A 16832-nucleotide genomic window follows, 5' to 3' on the forward strand; every position below is an offset into this window, starting at 1 on the left:
ACGACAGCACGCCATGACCCACCCGATACCCCCGGCCGTCCGCCTGTACGACGCCGTCGCCTCGCGCGGCGGCCGGCCGGTGCTGCGCGGCGTCGACCTCACGGTGCAGCCCGGCGAGGTGGTCGCGCTGCTCGGCGCCAACGGCTCCGGCAAGTCCACCACCGTCAAGGCCGTGACCGGCGCCGTCGCGCTGGAGCACGGCGGCCTGGAGCTGTTCGGCATCCCGTTCGCCAAGTTCCGCGCCTGGCACCGGATCGGCTACGTACCGCAGCGCACCACCGCCGCCTCCGGCGTCCCGGCCACCGTGCGCGAGGTGGTCTCCACCGGGCGGCTGCCGCAGCACCGGCTCCTGCCGTTCCGCCGCCGGGACCGGGACGCGGTGGACCGCGCGCTGATCGCCGTCGGCATGCTGGACCGGGCCGGGGACGGCGTCGCCGACCTCTCCGGCGGCCAGCAGCAGCGGGTGCTGATCGCCCGCGCGCTGGTCGGCACCCCCGACCTGCTGATCATGGACGAGCCGATGGCCGGGGTGGACGCCGCCAGCCAGCAGGTGCTCGCCGACACCCTGCGCGCCGAGGTCGGGCGCGGCGCGGCCGTGCTCCTGGTGCTGCACGAACTCGGGCCGCTGGAGCCGCTGATCGACCGCGCCGTGGTGCTGCGCGACGGCTGCGTCGCGCACGACGGCCCGCCCGTCCCCAACACCGGTCTGCACGCCCTGCCCGGCCACGACCACGTCCACCCGCACGCCGACCACACCCCGCCGAGGCTGCTCGCATGACCGAGATGCTCTCCTACGACTTCATGCAGCGCGCCCTGCTCGCCGCCGTCCTGGTCGGCTTCACCGCGCCCGCCGTCGGGATCTACCTGGTGCAGCGGCGCCAGGCGCTGCTGGGCGACGGCATGGGCCACGTCGCGATGACCGGCGTCGGCCTCGGCTTCATCTTCAACACCAGCCCGGTCTGGATGGCCGTCCTGGTCTGCGTGCTCGGCGCCGTCACCATGGAGCTGGTCCGCTCGCGCGGCAACCAGCGCGGCGACATCGCCCTCGCGATGCTGTTCTACGGCGGCATGGCCTGCGGCAAGCTGCTGGTCTCGAAGTCCGCCCAGGCCGGCGCCGGCAGCCTGGAGAGCTACCTCTGGGGCTCCATCCTGACCGTCGCCCCCGCCGACCTCGTCACCATCGGCATCCTCGGGGCCGTCGTCATCGGCGTCACCGTGGGCCTGCGCCGCCAGCTCTTCGCGATCTGCCAGGACGAGGACTTCGCCCGGGTCACCGGCCTGCCGGTGCGCTTCCTCAACCTGCTGCTCGCGGTGATGGCCGCGATCACCGTCACCGTCGCCATGCGGGTGGTCGGACTGCTGCTGGTCAGCGCGCTGATGGTGGTCCCGGTGGTGGCCGCCCAGCAGCTCACCCGCTCCTTCGCCGCCACCCAGGCGGCCTCGATCGCCCTCGGCGTGGTGGTCTCGCTGGCCGGCGTCACCGGCTCCTACCAGCTCGACGTCCCTTCCGGGCCGGCCATCGTGCTGCTCGCCATCGCGGTGTTCGCGGTGTTCAGCGCGATCGCCGCACCGCTGGCCCGCCGCCGGCACCGGACGGCGAAGGCCGATCCGGGCCCCGCGGTGTGCGACGTCCAACTGCCCGCGCAGAGCCCGTCCGACGCGACCACTCCGGACCGGAGGGCGGGGCTGGCACAATGAGGTGCGAGATGCCCACACCCCCAGGAGGACCCACGGTGACCACCGCAGGCCCGTCGCCGCGCGCCCGCTCGACCCGGCAGCGAGCCGCCGTCTCGGCGGCCCTGGACGAGATCGAGGACTTCCGCAGCGCGCAGGAGCTCCACGACATGCTCAAGCACCGCGGCGACTCGGTGGGTCTGACCACGGTCTACCGCACCCTGCAGTCGCTCGCCGACGCGGGCGAGGTGGACGTGCTGCGCACCGCCGACGGCGAGGCCGTCTACCGCCGCTGCAGCAGCGGACACCACCACCACCTGGTCTGCCGGCACTGCGGTGCCACCGTCGAGGTGGAGGGGCCGGCCGTCGAGCGCTGGGCCAACTCGGTCGCCGCCGAGCACGGGTTCAGCGACATCGCGCACACCCTGGAGATCTTCGGGACCTGCGCGGAGTGTGCCAAGAAGGTCTGATCCGGCCGTGCCGAAGGGCCCGTGGGAGGTTTCCCACGGGCCCTTCGGCACGATCCCGGCACAAGCCCGCTGCGGCGGCGCCTCAGCGCTGCGCGGGAACCTCGGCGGCGGCCTCGCCGGCGGCGACCTCGTTGGGGATCGCCCCGCCGAAGCGGCGGTCGCGCCGCGCGTACTGCTCGCAGGCCCGCCAGAGGTCCCGGCGGTCGAAGTCCGGCCAGAGCACGTCCTGGAACACGAACTCGGCGTACGCCGACTGCCAGAGCAGGAAGTTGGACGTCCGCTGCTCGCCGCTCGGGCGCAGGAAGAGGTCCACGTCCGGCATGTCCGGGTGGTAGAGGTACTTGGCGATGGTCTTCTCGTTGACCTTCTTCGGGTCGAGCCGGCCCGCCGCGACATCGGCCGCGATGGCCGCCGTGGCGTCCGCGATCTCCGCCCGGCCGCCGTAGTTGACGCACATGTAGAGCGTCACGGCGTCGTTCTCCCTGGTCTGCTCCTCGGCGACCTTGAGCTCCTGGACGACGCTCTTCCACAGCTTGGGCATCCGGCCGGCCCAGCGGACCCGCACGCCCATCTCGTCCATCTCGTCGCGGCGGCGGTGGATGACGTCCCGGTTGAAGTTCATCAGGAACTTCACCTCGTCGGGCGAGCGCTTCCAGTTCTCGGTGGAGAACGCGTACAGCGAGATGTTCTTCACACCGAGCTCGATCGCGCCCTTGAGGACGTCCAGCACCACGGCCTCGCCGACCTTGTGCCCCTCGGTGCGCGGCAGCCCGCGCTCCTTCGCCCAGCGCCCGTTCCCGTCCATCACGATCGCGACGTGGTTGGGGACCAGCTCGCCGGGGATCTTCGGGGGCTGTGCGCCGCTGGGGTGCGGGGTCGGGGGGAGGTACTCCCTTTGCTTGCCACCGCCGAAGAGCCGTCGCGCTGCCATGTGCTCACTTCTCCACGTATCTCATCGAGCGGATGCCCCGCTCCAGGTGCCACTGCAGATAGGCCGCGACCAGGCCGCTGCCCTCCCGCCAGTACCTCGGCTCGCAGGTGTCGGCCGTCCGCCAGTCCCCTGACAGCAGCGCCCCGAGCAGTACCAGTGTCTCAGGGGAGGGTACGGCACAACCGGGGACTCGGCAGTCTCCGCAGAGCACACCGCCCGCCTGGAGCGAGAAGAACCGGTTGGGGCCCTCCAGCCCGCACTTGGCGCAGTCGGTGAAGCTCGCGCCGTAGCCGTTGACGGCCAGCGAGCGGAGCAGGAAGGCGTCCATCACCAGGTGGGACTCGTGCAGCCCGGCGGCCAGCGTCCGCAGGCCGCCGACCAGCAGCAGGTACTGCTGGACGGCCGGCTCGCCCTCGTTCTCGGCGAACCGCTCCGCCGTCTCCAGCATGGCCGTCCCTGCGGTGTAGCGGCCGTAGTCGGTGACGATCGATCCGCCGTACGGGGCGATCGTCTCCACCTGGGTGCAGAGCGGCAGCCCGCGCCCCACCAGGTCGCTCCCCCGGCTGAAGAACTGCACGTCCACGTGCGAGAACGGCTCCAGCCGGGCGCCGAACTTGGACTTGGTCTTGCGCACCCCGCGGGCCACCGCGCGCACCTTGCCGTGCTGGCGGGTGAGCAGGGTGATGATCCGGTCGGCCTCGCCGAGCTTCTGCGCCCGGAGCACCACGCCGTCGTCCCGGAACAAGCTCATGCGCCCACCTCGCTGCGCTCGCTCATGCGGAAGCCTCGCAGCCGGCGTCGAACAGTGTGGACATCCTACCATTGTCCCCTACCGCCGACCCCGACCGGCAGCCGTGTGGCCCGCACCGGGGCCGTGGGGGAGGCCCGATCGGTGCGGGTCACGGCGGGCCCGGGGTGGGGGCGCCTCCCCGTCGGGGGGCGGGGGGGCAGGTCGGGCCCGGTTTGTGGGGGTCCCGGGGAGGGGTGGCCGCGTACGAGGCTCCGGTACGAAGGCCGAGTGACGAAGGGGTCGAGCGAGGAATCGGGTGACGAGGGGCCGAGCAAGGGGGACCGGTGACGAGGAGCGGTGACGAGGATCCGGTGACGAAGCTCTAGTACGAAGCGCGGGTGGCCGCCTCCAGCAGCGCGCCGACCCTCGCCTGCGGCAGGTCCAGACAGCGCCCCACGGCGGCCAGCGCCTCACGCTCCTGGGGCAGGTAGCGCCCGTCGGCCAGCGCGATCGCCGCGCCCTGCAGCAGCAGCCGCTCCCGGCCGTGGTGGGCCAGGTGCGGGGCGAGCGGTTCGAGCACCGCGTGCAGCTCCACCGCCAGCGAGCCGGCCTCCCCCAGCCCCTGACCGGAGGGTGCCTCCAGGTCGTGGGCGTCGTGGAGTTCGCCGCCGAGCCCGGAGAGCGCGGCCAGCGCGGCGAGCACCTGGGCCTCGCCGCAGTCGTCGAAGCCGGCCTCCCGGACGGCCGCGCAGGCCGCCTCGCGAGCCGCCCGGTGCGCCGTGCCGCCGGCCGCCAACAGCGCGAGGGCGACGGTGTACTGGGCGTCCCGCAGCATCCCGCCCAGCCGCACGCAGGTGGGCTGGTCCAGGCTCTCCACCCCGTAGCGGCCGTGGCAGGTGGTGCACTGCACGCTCCGGACGACCGGGCCGAGCGGCAGTACCGCCGCTCCCAGCAGCCGCAGCCACCGCCGGCCGTGTTGCCGGCGGTAGTTGCGGTCCCCGCCACAGCCCGGACAGAAGAAGTCACCGAGAACATCAGTCCGCCACTTCGGGCGAACACCCCACAACCCTGTCACGGCGCCACTCCCCAGACATGGCAGGCGGCCTGCACAACAATGGGCAGGTCACGCGACCGGAGCCCGAGGCCGTCCCACCGACCCGGTTTTCCGGTGGGTCGATGTTGCCATGGTTACCGGCACGTGTCAGTACCTCGAACGGCTTCCGACCCGAAAGAATGTGGCGCAGGACACAGCGGCCCCACCGGGCCGCCCGGAACGACGACGGGCCGCCCCGCAGGACGGCCCGTCGACTATCACTCGTACGAACTACCCGCGCTGCGCCCGGTTGACGGCGCTGATCATCGCCTTCAGCGAGGCCAGCACGGTGTTGCCGTCGATGCCCACGCCCCACAGCACCTTGCCGTCCACGGCGCACTCGACGTACGCGGCGGCCTGGGCGTCGCCGCCCTCGCTCAGCGCGTGCTCGGCGTAGTCCAGCACCCGGACGTCCACCCCGATCCGGGCCAGCGCGTCGGCGAAGGCCGAGACCGGGCCGTTGCCGGTGCCCTCCAGGGTGACGGGCACGCCCTCGACCAGGGCGTGGGCGGTCAGCGCGTCCCGGCCGTCCTCGGTGGTCAGGCTGCGCGAGCCGCTCAGCGCGATCCGGCCCCACGGGTTGTCGGTGGTCGGCAGGTACTCGTCCTGGAAGACCGCCCAGATCGCCGCCGGGGTGACCTCGCCGCCCTCGGCGTCGGTCTTGGCCTGGATGATCCGGGAGAACTCGATCTGCATCCGGCGCGGCAGGTCCAGCTTGTGGTCGTTCTTCAGGACGTACGCGACGCCGCCCTTGCCGGACTGGCTGTTGACCCGGATGACCGCCTCGTAGGTGCGGCCGACGTCCTTCGGGTCGATCGGCAGGTACGGCACGCCCCAGGTGTGCTCCTCCACCGGTACGCCGGCCGCCTTGGCGTCGGCCTCCAGGGCGTCGAAGCCCTTCTTGATCGCGTCCTGGTGCGAGCCCGAGAAGGAGGTGTACACCAGGTCGCCGGCGTACGGGTGGCGCGGGTGCACCTCCATCTGGTTGCAGTACTCGGCGGTGCGGCGCACCTCGTCGATGTCGGAGAAGTCGATCTGCGGGTCGATCCCCTGCGAGAACAGGTTCATGCCCAGGGTCACCAGGTCGACGTTGCCGGTCCGCTCGCCCTGGCCGAACAGGCAGCCCTCGATGCGGTCGGCGCCGGCCATGTAGGCCAGCTCGGCGGAGGCGACGGCGGTGCCGCGGTCGTTGTGCGGGTGCACCGACAGGCAGACGTACTCGCGGCGGGACAGGTTGCGCGACATCCACTCGAACTGGTCGGCCTGGACGTTCGGGGTGGCCCGCTCGATGGTGGCCGGCAGGTTCAGGATGATCTCGCGGCCCTCGCCCGGCTGCCAGACGTCCATCACCGCCTCGCAGACCTCCAGCGCGAAGTCCAGCTCGGTGTCGACGAAGATCTCCGGCGAGTACTGGTAGCCGAAGACGGTGTCGTCGCCCAGCAGCTTCTCCGCGTACTCCATCACCAGCCGGGTGCCGTCGGTGGCGATCGCCTTGGTGGCCGCCCGGTCGTTGCGGAACACCACCCGGCGGAACAGCGGCGCGGTCGCGTTGTACAGGTGGACGGTCGCCCGCGGTGCGCCGACCAGCGACTCGACGGTCTTCTCGATCAGCTCCTCGCGGGCCTGGGTCAGCACCGAGATGGTGACGTCCTCCGGGATCGCCCCCTCCTCGATCAGCGACCGCACGAAGGCGTGGTCGGTGGCGCCGGAGGAGGGGAACCCGACCTCGATCTCCTTGTAGCCCATCCCGACCAGCAGGTCGAACATCTTGCGCTTGCGAGCCGGGGACATCGGGTCGATCAGTGCCTGGTTGCCGTCCCGCAGGTCGGTGGACAGCCAGCGCGGCGCCTTGGTGATCACCTTCGACGGCCAGCTGCGGTCCGGCAGGTCGACGGTGCCGAAGGGCAGGTAGCGGCCGTGGCGCATGCCCGCACCCTGCTGGCGCACGCTCGCGGCGGTGATCGGGGTGGGGCGGTCGACGAACGCGCGACCGGCGGGGATGGACGCGGCGGAGCTCTGCTCGGTCATGGAGGTGACTCTCGGCTTCCTGTATGCGGGGCGTGTCGGGGTGAGGAGGACACCCGACTGGCCGGCCTGCTGCCGCTCGCGACCCGTCGTCGGGTCGCCCGAATTCCTACGCGCACAGCACAGTCCCCGCGGCGAGGGAGCCGGCCCTGGTGGACTACAGGCCCTCGACGCGGCAGCTAAGAAGGAGCAGCCAATTGCGCATGATGTTCACCAGCGTAACCCAGGGTCGGGCGCCCCCGAAGTGAGCCGGGCGGACATTCCACCCCTTGAGACGGCGCCCGATTCCGTCCGCGCCGGTGACAACACGTCACGAATGCCTCACTCTTGGCCACATGACCGCCGAACTGCCGCGCTGCGCGATCGTTCCGCCGTACGTCCTGGACCGCCTCGCCGAGGACGGTCACGAGCCCGCCGCCCGCTCCCTCGCCCTGGACGCCGTGCACCGCACGGCCCGCCTCACCGCCGTCCCGGCGCAGCCCGGTGCCACCCGCCTGGAGCGGGTGGTCTGCGACGCCGGACACACCGAGCGGCTGCCCGGCCGCACCGTGCGCCGGGAGGACCAGGGGCCCGTCCCCGACCAGTCCGTCAACCACGCCTACGACGGCCTCGGCGCCACCTTCGCGCTGTTCGCCGACGCCTACGGCCGCCGCTCGATCGACGACCAGGGCCTGCGCCTGGACGCCACCGTGCACTACGGCCGCAGCTACGACAACGCCTTCTGGGACGGCCACCGGATGGTCTTCGGAGACGGCGACGGCGAGGTGTTCGGCGACTTCACCGCCTGCATCGACGTGATCGGTCACGAACTCACCCACGGCGTCACCCAGTTCACCGCCGGCCTGGAGTACCGCAACCAGTCGGGCGCGCTCAACGAGTCCGTCTCCGACGTGTTCGGCTCGCTCGTCAAGCAGTACGCGCTGCGCCAGGACGCCGGCGACGCGGACTGGCTGATCGGCGCCGGTCTGCTCGCCCCGGGCGTGCAGGGGGTGGCGCTGCGCTCGATGAAGGCGCCCGGCACCGCGTACGACGACCCGCAGCTCGGCAAGGACCCGCAACCGGCGCACCTGCGCGACTACGTGCGCACCGCCCAGGACAACGGCGGCGTGCACATCAACTCCGGCATCCCCAACCACGCCTTCTACCTGCTCGCCACCGCACTGGGCGGCCCGGCCTGGGAGCGGGCCGGGCAGATCTGGTACGACGCGCTGACCGGCCGGCGGCTGCCCGCCACCGCCGACTTCACCGCCTTCGCCCGGGCCACCGTCGCGGCCGCCGCGGCCCGCTACCCGGAGCCCGCGGTGGCCGACACCGTGACGGCGGCCTGGGCGACGGTGGGTGTCAGCACGGCCTGAACCGACCGGCCGCGGCCGAGCCCGACTTGAGCACGCATACGGTTTAAGAACCCATAAGGTCAAGGTCCTGGAAAAGCCCGGCAAACGCCATCCCTGCGTAGCACCATGGACACCATGCGTATCCAGGTGACCCGGACCGGCGGCCTCGCGGGGAACGTCCGCCGCGCGGAGCTCGACACCACCGCGCGGACGGACGCCCCGCACGTGCACGCGCTCGCCCGCGAGGCCGTCGCGGGCGGGCTGCGGGCGCCCTCGTACGGGGTCCCGGACGGCTTCCACTACGAGATCACCGTCGACGGCCGGACGGTGCACTGCGCCGACCCGAAACTCACCGAGTCGCAGCGGGAGCTGGTCTCGCTGGTGCTGCGCGAGGGCGCGTAGCCCCCGCGCGGCAGCGGCACGCGACCCGCACGCGGCCCCCACGCGGCTTCCACCCGGCTTCCACCCGGCAGCGCGCCGCCGGTGGCCGGATCAGGCCGCCCGGATCGAGCCGTTCGGGTCCCGCTGTCCGGATCCGGCCGCTCAGATCCAGCCGTCCAGCGAGGCCAGGAAGCCCGGGAGGTCGTCCCGGTGGATGGTGTGGCCGGCGCCGGCCACGGTCCGCACCTCGTAGCCGGTGGCGCGCAGCCGCTCGGCGTCCTGCGGGCCGATCAGGGTGCTCCGGTCGGCGAGCTGGACGAGCGAGGGGACGGCCGGCGCGCCGGGCAGACCGGCCGTCGTCCGGTACCCGGAGAGGGCGAGCGCGCTGTCGGCGTCCCAGAGCGCGAGGGTGGCCAGCTCGATCTCCACGTCGGCCTCCTCCCAGCGCGGGCTGATCGCGGTGATCTGCTCCCGGGTGGCCCGCTTGAAGCGGGTGAAGACGGCCGGGTCGAAGGTGTCCGGCTGGGCGAACCGCCAGGCCGGGTCCGAGTAGACCACCCGGGCGGGCTTCAGCCGTTCGACCGCGCCCAGCAGCGTCAGCCCGCCGAGCGAGTGGCCGATGGCGAGGTCGGCGCCGACCGGCAGGGTGTCGACCAGGTCCTGGGCGTACTGCTCGGGGCCGTAGCGCTCCGTCACGGTGGCGCCCTCGCCGCGCGGGCTCGCGCCGTGGCCGCGCAGATCGACGGCGATCACCCGGTAGCCGCGCTCGGCGAGGGCCGGGCCGACCCTGCGCCAGGTGCGGTGGTCGGACATGATCCCGTGCACCAACAGGGCGGTCCTGTCGCCGGAGCCCCACTCGTGGGTGTTCAGCTGCATCGCGGAAACCTCTCTGCTCGACCGTCCGGGCCCCCGGCCGGCGGCACTGCGCCGCGCGGCCGTCCGGGTACCGCCCCAGCGAACACCGCGGACCGGGCGCACGGCCAGGGCACCCGCCCGCGCACCGCCGCGGAACACGACGCGGGGCCCGCCCGGACGCGGTCGTCCGGACGGGCCCCGCTCGGTGCGGGCGGGCTCAGAAGCCCAGCTTGCGCAGCTGCTTCGGGTCGCGCTGCCAGTCCTTGGCCACCTTGACGTGCAGGTCCAGGTAGACCGGCGTGCCCAGCAGCGCCTCGATGTGCTTGCGGGCGGTGGTGCCGACGTGCTTCAGCCGCGCGCCCTTGGCCCCGATCACGATGGCCTTCTGGCTCTGCCGCTCGATGTAGACGTTCGCGTGGATGTCCAGCAGCGGGCGGTCCGCCGGGCGGTCCTCGCGCGGGATCATCTCCTCGACCACCACGGCCAGCGAGTGCGGCAGCTCGTCCCGGACGCCCTCCAGGGCGGCCTCCCGGATCAGCTCGGCGACCATGATCACCTCGGGCTCGTCGGTGAGGTCGCCGTCCGGGTAGAGCGGCATGCCCTCCGGGAGCAGCTTGGTGATCAGCTCGGCGACCAGCTCGACCTGCTTGTCGCCGACCGCCGAGACCGGGATGATCTCGGCCCACTCGATGCCCAGCTCGGCGCCGAGCTGGTGGACGGCGATCAGCTGCTCGGCCAGCCGCTTGGAGTCGACCAGGTCGGTCTTGGTGACGATGGCCACCTTGGGGGTCTTCTTGATGTCGGCGAGTTCCTTGGCGATGAACTTGTCGCCGGGGCCGAGCTTCTGGTCGGCGGGCAGGCAGAAGCCGATCACGTCGACCTCGGCCCAGGTGGAGCGGACCAGGTCGTTCAGACGCTCGCCGAGCAGGGTGCGCGGCTTGTGCAGACCGGGGGTGTCGACCAGCACGAGCTGGGCGTCCGGGCGGTGCACGATGCCGCGCACGGTGTGCCGGGTGGTCTGCGGACGGTCGGAGGTGATCGCGACCTTCGTCCCCACCAGGGCGTTGGTCAGGGTCGACTTGCCCGCGTTGGGCCGGCCGACGAAGCACGCGAAGCCGGAGCGGTACGAGGAGGAAGGGGCACTCATGGGCCCCATTCTCCCTGATCACCGGGAGCTCGACGGACAGGCGGCCCCCGTCAGCCCTTTTTGCCGCCCAGGACGGCGGAGATCCCGCTGATCAGAACGACCAGGAGGAAGACGACCGAGCCCCAGAGCCAGAACGGCGATCCGGTCTCCTGCCACTTGCCCATCCCCATGACGCCCAGCAGCAGGCCCGCGAAGAACGCGAACGGCCCCATGTCCCCAGCCCCCTCACCGCCACCCTGTACCGGTGAGATTATCTGCGGATCCTGGTGGACCGGGCGCCCGGGTTCCCGCCGGGCGCCCGCGCGGGCCGCGCGCGGCCCGCGCCACCCCGGGAAGGAGCTCCAGCGGGCCTCAGCGGGCCTGCGCCGCCACCTTCAGCGTCCCGTCCGGACCGGCCAGCAGCACCGGCGTCCCGGCCCCGCCGAGGTCCCGCACGGCGGCCAGATCGGCCTCGGCGGGCTCCCCGGCCTCGCTCACCACGGCCGCCGCCTCCAGCGACTTCGCACCGCTGGCCACCGCCATCGCCACCGCCGTCTGCAGCGCGCTGAGCCGCAGCGACTCCAGCGCGACCGTGCCGGCCACGTAGGTGCGCCCGGTCTCGTCGCGCACCGCGGCCCCCTCCGCGACGCCGTTGCGGGCACGCGCGGAGCGGGCCAGGGTGATGATCTTCTTGTCTTCGGGGTCGAGCTCGACGATGTCACTCATGGCGCCGAGCATAGGACGCCCCGCTCACCGGCCGCCCGCACCCTCCGCCGCGACCACCGTCACCGGTCGTCGCGGCCGCACTCAGTGGCCGATCGGGTTGGGCGGCCCCGGCCGCATGACCTTGACGAAGGTCTTCGGACCGTTCGGCAGCGGCTGCTCGTCCTCGGCCCGCTTGCGCCAGTACGGGTTGTCGTGCGGCAGGTGGCTGCTGACCCGGCCGTACATCCCGAAGGTCGTCACGACCACGCCGAAGACGAACGCGAACAGCACGTTGGACATCCGGAAGTTGAGGATGTTGGCGTCCGGCCGGCCGAGCACCGTCAGGCCGTAGAAGCCGGAGAGCACGAAGAGGATGCCCACCACCATGTTGAGGTTGGCGGCGAAGTTCCCGCCGATGACGGCGCCGCCGACGAGGATCACGCCCACCACGATGGAGAGGATCGCGAGCGCCCCGTTGGTCGACAGCCCGACGATGTCACTGCCCCGGGTGGACAGGAAGCCCGGATGGTCCGCCAGCCCGAGGATCCCGAACACGATCAGGAACACCCCGCCCAGCCCCGCCCCGATCCGCCAGACCATGAGCAGGCGGTGGTCGACGGGCAGTTCGTCTTGCAGCTTCATGGTGACCTCCACCATGGGACGTCGAACGGCCTTCATTCACGCTACTCCGCTCGCGGAGCGGCGCACGGCCCGGCTGTCGGGGTGGCGCACCCCTGCCGGTACCTAGCTGTAGGGGTGGCTCCCCTGCATGTGCGGCACCTCGTGCATGTACAGCGAGCCGCACTGCTGGCAGCAGCGCAGCCCGGTGCCCCACTCCTCGTCCGGCCGGGTCTCGGCATCGGTGTCCATCGTCCGGCCGCACAGGGCCGTCGTCGGATCCGCGGCCCGGACGACGTGCCAGGACTTCGCCCCGGCCGACCGACCCTGCGGGCCGTACTCCGCACGCAGTAGATGAGTCATGACGCCATCGTCGCCCCGCGGCCGTCCGACCGCTACTCGCCGGGCTCCTGGACGGCCTCGGCCGAGGCCCTGACGGGGGTGGCGACCATCGAGCCGATCCGGTTGCGGCGGCCCGCCGAGCTCTCGGCGGTCAGCCGGATCGAGGTCAGGTCGGTGGCCGCGTCCTCGGGCAGCGGGATCTCGCAGGACGAGCCCGGGATCGGCACCCGGCCGAGGAGCTTGGCGAGCAGGCCGCCGACGGTCTCGACGTCCTCGTCCTCCAGCTCGATGCCGAACAGCTCGCCCAGGTCCTCGACCAGCAGCCGGGCGGTGATCCGGTACGAGCCGTCGCCGAGGTCCTCGACCGGCGCGATCTCCCGGTCGTACTCGTCGGTGATCTCGCCGACGATCTCCTCCAGGATGTCCTCGATGGTGACCAGCCCGGCCGTGCCGCCGTACTCGTCGATCACGATCGCCACGTGCGAGCGGCGCTGCTGCATCTCGCGCAGCAGGTCGCCGGCCGGCTTGGAGTCCGGGACGAAGACGGCCGGCCGCATCACCGCGCCGACCTCCTCGGACTCGGCCTCCCGGTTGATGTGGGTGCGCCGCACCAGGTCCTTGAGGTAGACGATGCCGACCACGTCGTCCTCGTTGTCGCCGACCACCGGGATGCGCGAGAAGCCGGAACGCAGCGCCAGGGTGAGCGCCTGACGGACGGTCTTGTGCCGCTCGATCATCACCAGGTCGGTGCGCGGCACCATCACCTCGCGGACGATGGTGTCACCCAGCTCGAAGACGGAGTGCACCATCCGGCGCTCCTCGTCCTCGATCAGGTCGTCCTTCTCGGCGAGGTCCACCAGGGCCCGCAGCTCCGCCTCGGAGGCGAACGGCCCCTCGCGGTAGCCCTTGCCCGGGGTCAGCGCGTTGCCGAGCAGGATCAGCAGCCGCGGGATCGGGCCGAGCACGCCGGCCAGCGGCAGCAGCACGAAGGAGGCCGCGGTGGCGGTGGTCAGCGGGTGCTGGCGCCCGATCGTGCGCGGCGAGACGCCGACCGCCACGAAGGACACCAGCACCATCACGCCGAACGCCAGCAGCACGGCCTGCCAGGTGGCGTCCAGGCTCCGCACGCAGACCACGGTGACCAGGACGGCCGCCGCCATCTCGCTGGCCACCCGGATCAGGGTGGCCAGGTTGAGGTAGCGGATCGGGTCGGAGGCCAGCGCCAGCAGCCGGGCCGAGCCCCGCCGGCCTGCCCGGACGGCCTCCTCCGCGCGGAACCGGGAGACCCGGGAGATGCCCGCCTCGGCGCATGCGGCCAGCCAGCCGAGGACGACCAGCAGCACGGCACCGAGGATGAAGCTCGTACTCTCACCACTCACAGGGGTTCGGGCTCCGCGCTCAGTGGGTGGTGGGGGCCGGGGAGATGCCGCCCAGGCCGCGGCCGGCCCGCCAGCCGTCCAGGATGGCCTTCTGGAGGCCGAACATCTCCTCCTCCTCGTCCGGCTCCTCGTGGTCGTAGCCGAGCACGTGCAGCACCCCGTGGACGGTGAGCAGCTGCAGCTCCTCGTCCATCGAGTGCTTGGACGGGGCCGCCTTGCCCTGCTGCTCGGCCACCTCGGGGCAGAGCACGATGTCGCCGAGGAGGCCCTGCGGCAGCTCCTCGCCCTCCTTGCCGGGACGCAGCTCGTCCATCGGGAAGGACATCACGTCGGTCGGGCCGGGGAGGTCCATCCACTGGATGTGCAGCTCCTCCATCGCCGCACCGTCCACCAGGATCACGGACAGTTCTGACTGCGGGTGGATCCGCATCTTGTCCAGCGCGTAGCGGGCGACGTCGAGGATGGACTCCTCGTCGGCGTCCCAACCGGACTCATTGGCGATGTCGATCGACATGACGGGCTGGTTACTCAGCTTTCGGTGCGATGGGACTGTCGGGGTGCGCGCGGTGCGGTGGTCTTGCCGGGGCGCCGCTGGCCGGGCTTGCGGGCCGACGGAGCGTTCTCCTCGGCCTCCTGCCGGGCGTCCCAGCGCTCGTACGCGTCCACGATCCGGCCGACCAGCTTGTGGCGGACCACGTCGGTGCTGGTGAGGACGGAGAAGTGGACGTCGGGCACGTCGACCAGGATCTCCTGGACGACCTTGAGGCCGCTGCGGGTGCCGCCCGGGAGGTCGACCTGGCTGGTGTCGCCGGTGACGACCATCCGGGAGTTGAACCCGAGACGGGTGAGGAACATCTTCATCTGCTCGGGCGAGGTGTTCTGGGCCTCGTCGAGGATGATGAAGGCGTCGTTGAGGGTCCGGCCGCGCATGTAGGCGAGCGGGGCGACCTCGATGGTGCCGGCCGCCATCAGGCGCGGGATGGAGTCCGGGTCCATCATGTCGTGCAGCGCGTCGTAGAGCGGGCGCAGGTACGGGTCGATCTTCTCGTAGAGCGTGCCGGGCAGGAAGCCCAGCCGCTCCCCCGCCTCGACGGCCGGACGGGTCAGGATGATCCGGTTGACCTCCTTGGCCTGGAGGGCCTGGACGGCCTTGGCCATCGCGAGGTAGGTCTTGCCGGTACCGGCCGGGCCGAGGCCGAAGACGACGGTGTGCTTGTCGATCGCGTCGACGTAGCGCTGCTGGTTGAGGGTCTTGGGGCGGATGGTGCGGCCGCGGTTGGACAGGATGTTCGCGGTGAACACCTGCGACGGCGCCGGGCTGTCCGGGTCGTCGACGGCGCTCCGGAGCATGGCGATGGAGCGCTCCACGGCGTCCTCCGTCAGGGGTTGGCCGGTGCGCAGCACCAGCATCATCTCGTTGAAGAGCTGCTGCACCAGGGCGACCTCGGCGCGCTCTCCGGTGGCGGTCACCTCGTTGCCGCGGACGTGGATGTCCGCGGCGGGGAAGCCCCGCTCGATCACCCGCAGCAGCGAGTCCGCGGTGCCGAGCAGGGTGACCATCGGGTGCTTCTCGGGGATGACGATCCGGGCGCTGGTGCGGCCCTCGTCGGCCGGTTCGGGGCGCGACTGTCCGTTCGTACGGGTCTGCGATGTGTCACTCATAGGTCGGCGCTGGGGCCTGCCTCATCCCATCCGTGGTCTCGTGGTGCCGCTCGATCCTTCCGGGGCACCAGGGTACGCCGCGAGCGTGATCGCTGCGGCGGGCGGCGGGGCCGCACCCGACGATGCTGGAGCAGATCGCAGGGCGGCGCGAGCGGTTTTCCGCGCGGCCCCGGCCGGGCCGTGCGGTCACGGCCGCCGTCGGGGCGGCACGGGCACCCGGGCCAGGTCCTCGGCCAGCACGACGGTGCCGTCGAAGTGCTTGCGGGCGTCGGCGAGGTGCTGCCCGAGGTCCGGGTAGCGCTGCGAGAAGTGGGTCAGCACGAGGGTGCCCGCGCCGGCCTCGGCGGCGACCTTGCCGGCCTGGCCGGCGGTGAGGTGGCCGTGCTCCTCGGCGAGCCGGGTGTCGGCGTCGGTGAAGGTGGACTCGATGACCAGCAGGTCGGCGCCCTCGGCGAGTTCGTGGACGCCCTCGCAGAGCCGGGTGTCCATCACGAAGGCGAACCGCTGGCCGCGCCGGAACTCGCTGACCTGGTCGAGGGTCACCGACCGGCCGTCCGACTCGATGGCGCCCAGGTGCTGGAGCCGGCCGACGTCCGGGCCGGCGATGCCGAGCGCGGCCAGCCGCTCGGGCACCAGCCGGCGGCCGTCGGGCTCGGTGAGCCGGTAGCCGAAGGACTCGACGGGGTGCGAGAGCCGGACGGCGTCCAGCGCGAAGCGGGCGCCGGGCGCGGGCAGCGGGCCGGGCTCCTCGATCGGGCGGGGGCGCAGCACGGCCGTCTCGTGGAAGGCGGTGGCGTGCCGCAGCCGCTCGAAGTAGACCTCCCCGGAGGCCGGGAAGTAGACGTCCACCGGGTGCGGGACGCGGTCCAGGTTGATCCGCTGGATCACCCCGGCGAGGCCCAGGCTGTGGTCGCCGTGGAAGTGCGTGACCGCGATCCGGGTGATCTGGGTGGCGGAGACCCCGGCGTGCAGCATCTGGCGCTGGGTGCCCTCGCCGGGGTCGAACAGCAGGCCCTCGCCGTCCCAGCGCAGCAGGTAGCCGTTGTGGTTGCGGTGCCGGGTCGGTACCTGGCTGGCCGTGCCGAGGACGACGAGTTCGCGCTGTGACACGTCGTTCAGACCATGCGCTCGTTCATCGGGATACCGCCGAGGACGTGGACGTGGGCATGGAAGATCGTCTGGCCCGCGCCGGCGCCGGTGTTGAAGATCAGCCGGTAGTCCTCGATGCCCTCGTCCTTGGCCACCTCGCCGGCCTCGGCGAGGAGCTCGCCGGCGATCCGCGGCTCGGCGGCGGCCAGCGCGGCGGCGTTCGGGTAGTGCACGTGCGGGATGACCAGGACGTGCGTCGGGGCCTTCGGGGCGATGTCCCGGAAGGCGAGGGTGTGCTCGGTCTTGCGCACCACGGTGGCCGGGATCTCGCCCGCCACGATCTTGCAGAACAGGCAGTCGGACTGCGGCTCGCCGGCCATCGGGGTCTCCTCGCGGTGTCGCACGGTGTCGGTCGGGG

20 protein-coding genes are annotated in these 16832 nt (G+C 72.2%); 5 read left to right on the forward strand and 15 right to left on the reverse strand.

Translation table 11 applies throughout. The features are described from left to right. Positions 1–13: 13 nt before the first annotated feature. The 3 genes from ACWDRR_RS06895 to ACWDRR_RS06905 are packed head-to-tail and all read left to right on the forward strand — an operon-like array spanning position 14 to position 2144. Complete coding sequence (locus tag ACWDRR_RS06895) at positions 14–778, forward strand: metal ABC transporter ATP-binding protein (RefSeq protein WP_449771126.1); 765 nt, start codon at positions 14–16, stop codon at positions 776–778. Next, positions 775–1698 (forward strand): metal ABC transporter permease, encoded by a 924-nt coding sequence (locus tag ACWDRR_RS06900; RefSeq protein ID WP_449771127.1) that lies wholly within the window; start codon positions 775–777, stop codon positions 1696–1698. Before ACWDRR_RS06895 ends, ACWDRR_RS06900 begins: the two co-directional genes overlap by 4 nt. A 35-nt stretch (positions 1699–1733) precedes the next feature. Continuing rightward, positions 1734–2144, forward strand: coding sequence for a Fur family transcriptional regulator (locus tag ACWDRR_RS06905; protein WP_360210140.1), 411 nt, complete (start codon positions 1734–1736; stop codon positions 2142–2144). A gap of 82 nt (positions 2145–2226) precedes the next feature. Here ACWDRR_RS06905 and ACWDRR_RS06910 read toward each other — a convergent pair whose 3' ends face one another. From ACWDRR_RS06910 to leuA, 4 genes are all read right to left on the reverse strand, one after another. Then, positions 2227–3075, reverse strand: coding sequence for an isoprenyl transferase (locus ACWDRR_RS06910; protein WP_449771128.1), 849 nt, complete (start codon positions 3073–3075; stop codon positions 2227–2229). A 4-nt stretch (positions 3076–3079) separates the two neighbouring features. Beyond that, on the reverse strand, positions 3080–3826 hold the full coding sequence (gene recO / locus ACWDRR_RS06915) for a DNA repair protein RecO (RefSeq protein ID WP_449771129.1): 747 nt from the start codon (positions 3824–3826) through the stop codon (positions 3080–3082). Between the two features lie 361 nt (positions 3827–4187). Further along, entirely contained in the window at positions 4188–4880 is a 693-nt protein-coding gene (locus ACWDRR_RS06920; RefSeq protein ID WP_449771130.1) for a TerB family tellurite resistance protein, read from the reverse strand. A gap of 249 nt (positions 4881–5129) precedes the next feature. Beyond that, on the reverse strand, positions 5130–6926 hold the full coding sequence (gene leuA / locus ACWDRR_RS06925) for a 2-isopropylmalate synthase (RefSeq protein WP_449771131.1): 1797 nt from the start codon (positions 6924–6926) through the stop codon (positions 5130–5132). Positions 6927–7258: 332 nt separating this feature from the next. On the opposite strand from leuA, the gene ACWDRR_RS06930 reads away from it, so the two are divergent. Further along, positions 7259–8278 (forward strand): M4 family metallopeptidase, encoded by a 1020-nt coding sequence (locus tag ACWDRR_RS06930; protein WP_449771132.1) that lies wholly within the window; start codon positions 7259–7261, stop codon positions 8276–8278. Positions 8279–8392: 114 nt separating this feature from the next. Next, positions 8393–8659: a protealysin inhibitor emfourin gene (locus ACWDRR_RS06935; protein ID WP_329487572.1), complete on the forward strand. Its 267-nt coding sequence runs from the start codon at positions 8393–8395 to the stop codon at positions 8657–8659. A 141-nt stretch (positions 8660–8800) separates the two neighbouring features. Here ACWDRR_RS06935 and ACWDRR_RS06940 read toward each other — a convergent pair whose 3' ends face one another. The 11 genes from ACWDRR_RS06940 to ACWDRR_RS06990 all read right to left on the reverse strand — a co-directional run bounded on the left by ACWDRR_RS06940 (position 8801) and on the right by ACWDRR_RS06990 (position 16794). After that, positions 8801–9514: an alpha/beta fold hydrolase gene (locus ACWDRR_RS06940; RefSeq protein WP_449771133.1), complete on the reverse strand. Its 714-nt coding sequence runs from the start codon at positions 9512–9514 to the stop codon at positions 8801–8803. Positions 9515–9710: 196 nt separating this feature from the next. Then, positions 9711–10640, reverse strand: a complete 930-nt coding sequence (era, locus tag ACWDRR_RS06945; RefSeq protein WP_329487573.1) for a GTPase Era — start codon at positions 10638–10640, stop codon at positions 9711–9713. Between the two features lie 50 nt (positions 10641–10690). Then, complete coding sequence (locus ACWDRR_RS06950; RefSeq protein ID WP_449771134.1) at positions 10691–10852, reverse strand: hypothetical protein; 162 nt, start codon at positions 10850–10852, stop codon at positions 10691–10693. A 139-nt stretch (positions 10853–10991) separates the two neighbouring features. Further along, complete coding sequence (locus ACWDRR_RS06955) at positions 10992–11345, reverse strand: cytidine deaminase (RefSeq protein ID WP_449771135.1); 354 nt, start codon at positions 11343–11345, stop codon at positions 10992–10994. 81 nt (positions 11346–11426) lie between these two features. Then, entirely contained in the window at positions 11427–11966 is a 540-nt protein-coding gene (locus tag ACWDRR_RS06960) for a DUF4383 domain-containing protein (RefSeq protein ID WP_449771136.1), read from the reverse strand. A 102-nt stretch (positions 11967–12068) separates the two neighbouring features. Continuing rightward, positions 12069–12305 (reverse strand): hypothetical protein, encoded by a 237-nt coding sequence (locus tag ACWDRR_RS06965; RefSeq protein ID WP_449771137.1) that lies wholly within the window; start codon positions 12303–12305, stop codon positions 12069–12071. A 32-nt stretch (positions 12306–12337) separates the two neighbouring features. After that, positions 12338–13663 carry a hemolysin family protein gene (locus tag ACWDRR_RS06970; RefSeq protein WP_449771138.1) on the reverse strand — a complete coding sequence of 442 codons (1326 nt, stop codon included), beginning with the start codon at positions 13661–13663 and terminating at the stop codon, positions 12338–12340. A 19-nt stretch (positions 13664–13682) separates the two neighbouring features. Beyond that, complete coding sequence (ybeY, locus tag ACWDRR_RS06975) at positions 13683–14177, reverse strand: rRNA maturation RNase YbeY (RefSeq protein WP_329487582.1); 495 nt, start codon at positions 14175–14177, stop codon at positions 13683–13685. Positions 14178–14191: 14 nt separating this feature from the next. Beyond that, positions 14192–15325 carry a PhoH family protein gene (locus ACWDRR_RS06980; protein WP_449771139.1) on the reverse strand — a complete coding sequence of 378 codons (1134 nt, stop codon included), beginning with the start codon at positions 15323–15325 and terminating at the stop codon, positions 14192–14194. Between the two features lie 186 nt (positions 15326–15511). After that, entirely contained in the window at positions 15512–16435 is a 924-nt protein-coding gene (locus ACWDRR_RS06985; protein ID WP_449771140.1) for a ribonuclease Z, read from the reverse strand. A gap of 5 nt (positions 16436–16440) precedes the next feature. Continuing rightward, positions 16441–16794, reverse strand: coding sequence for a histidine triad nucleotide-binding protein (locus ACWDRR_RS06990; RefSeq protein ID WP_449771141.1), 354 nt, complete (start codon positions 16792–16794; stop codon positions 16441–16443). Positions 16795–16832: the final 38 nt, after the last annotated feature.

This window comes from Kitasatospora sp. NPDC003701 (assembly GCF_053587085.1).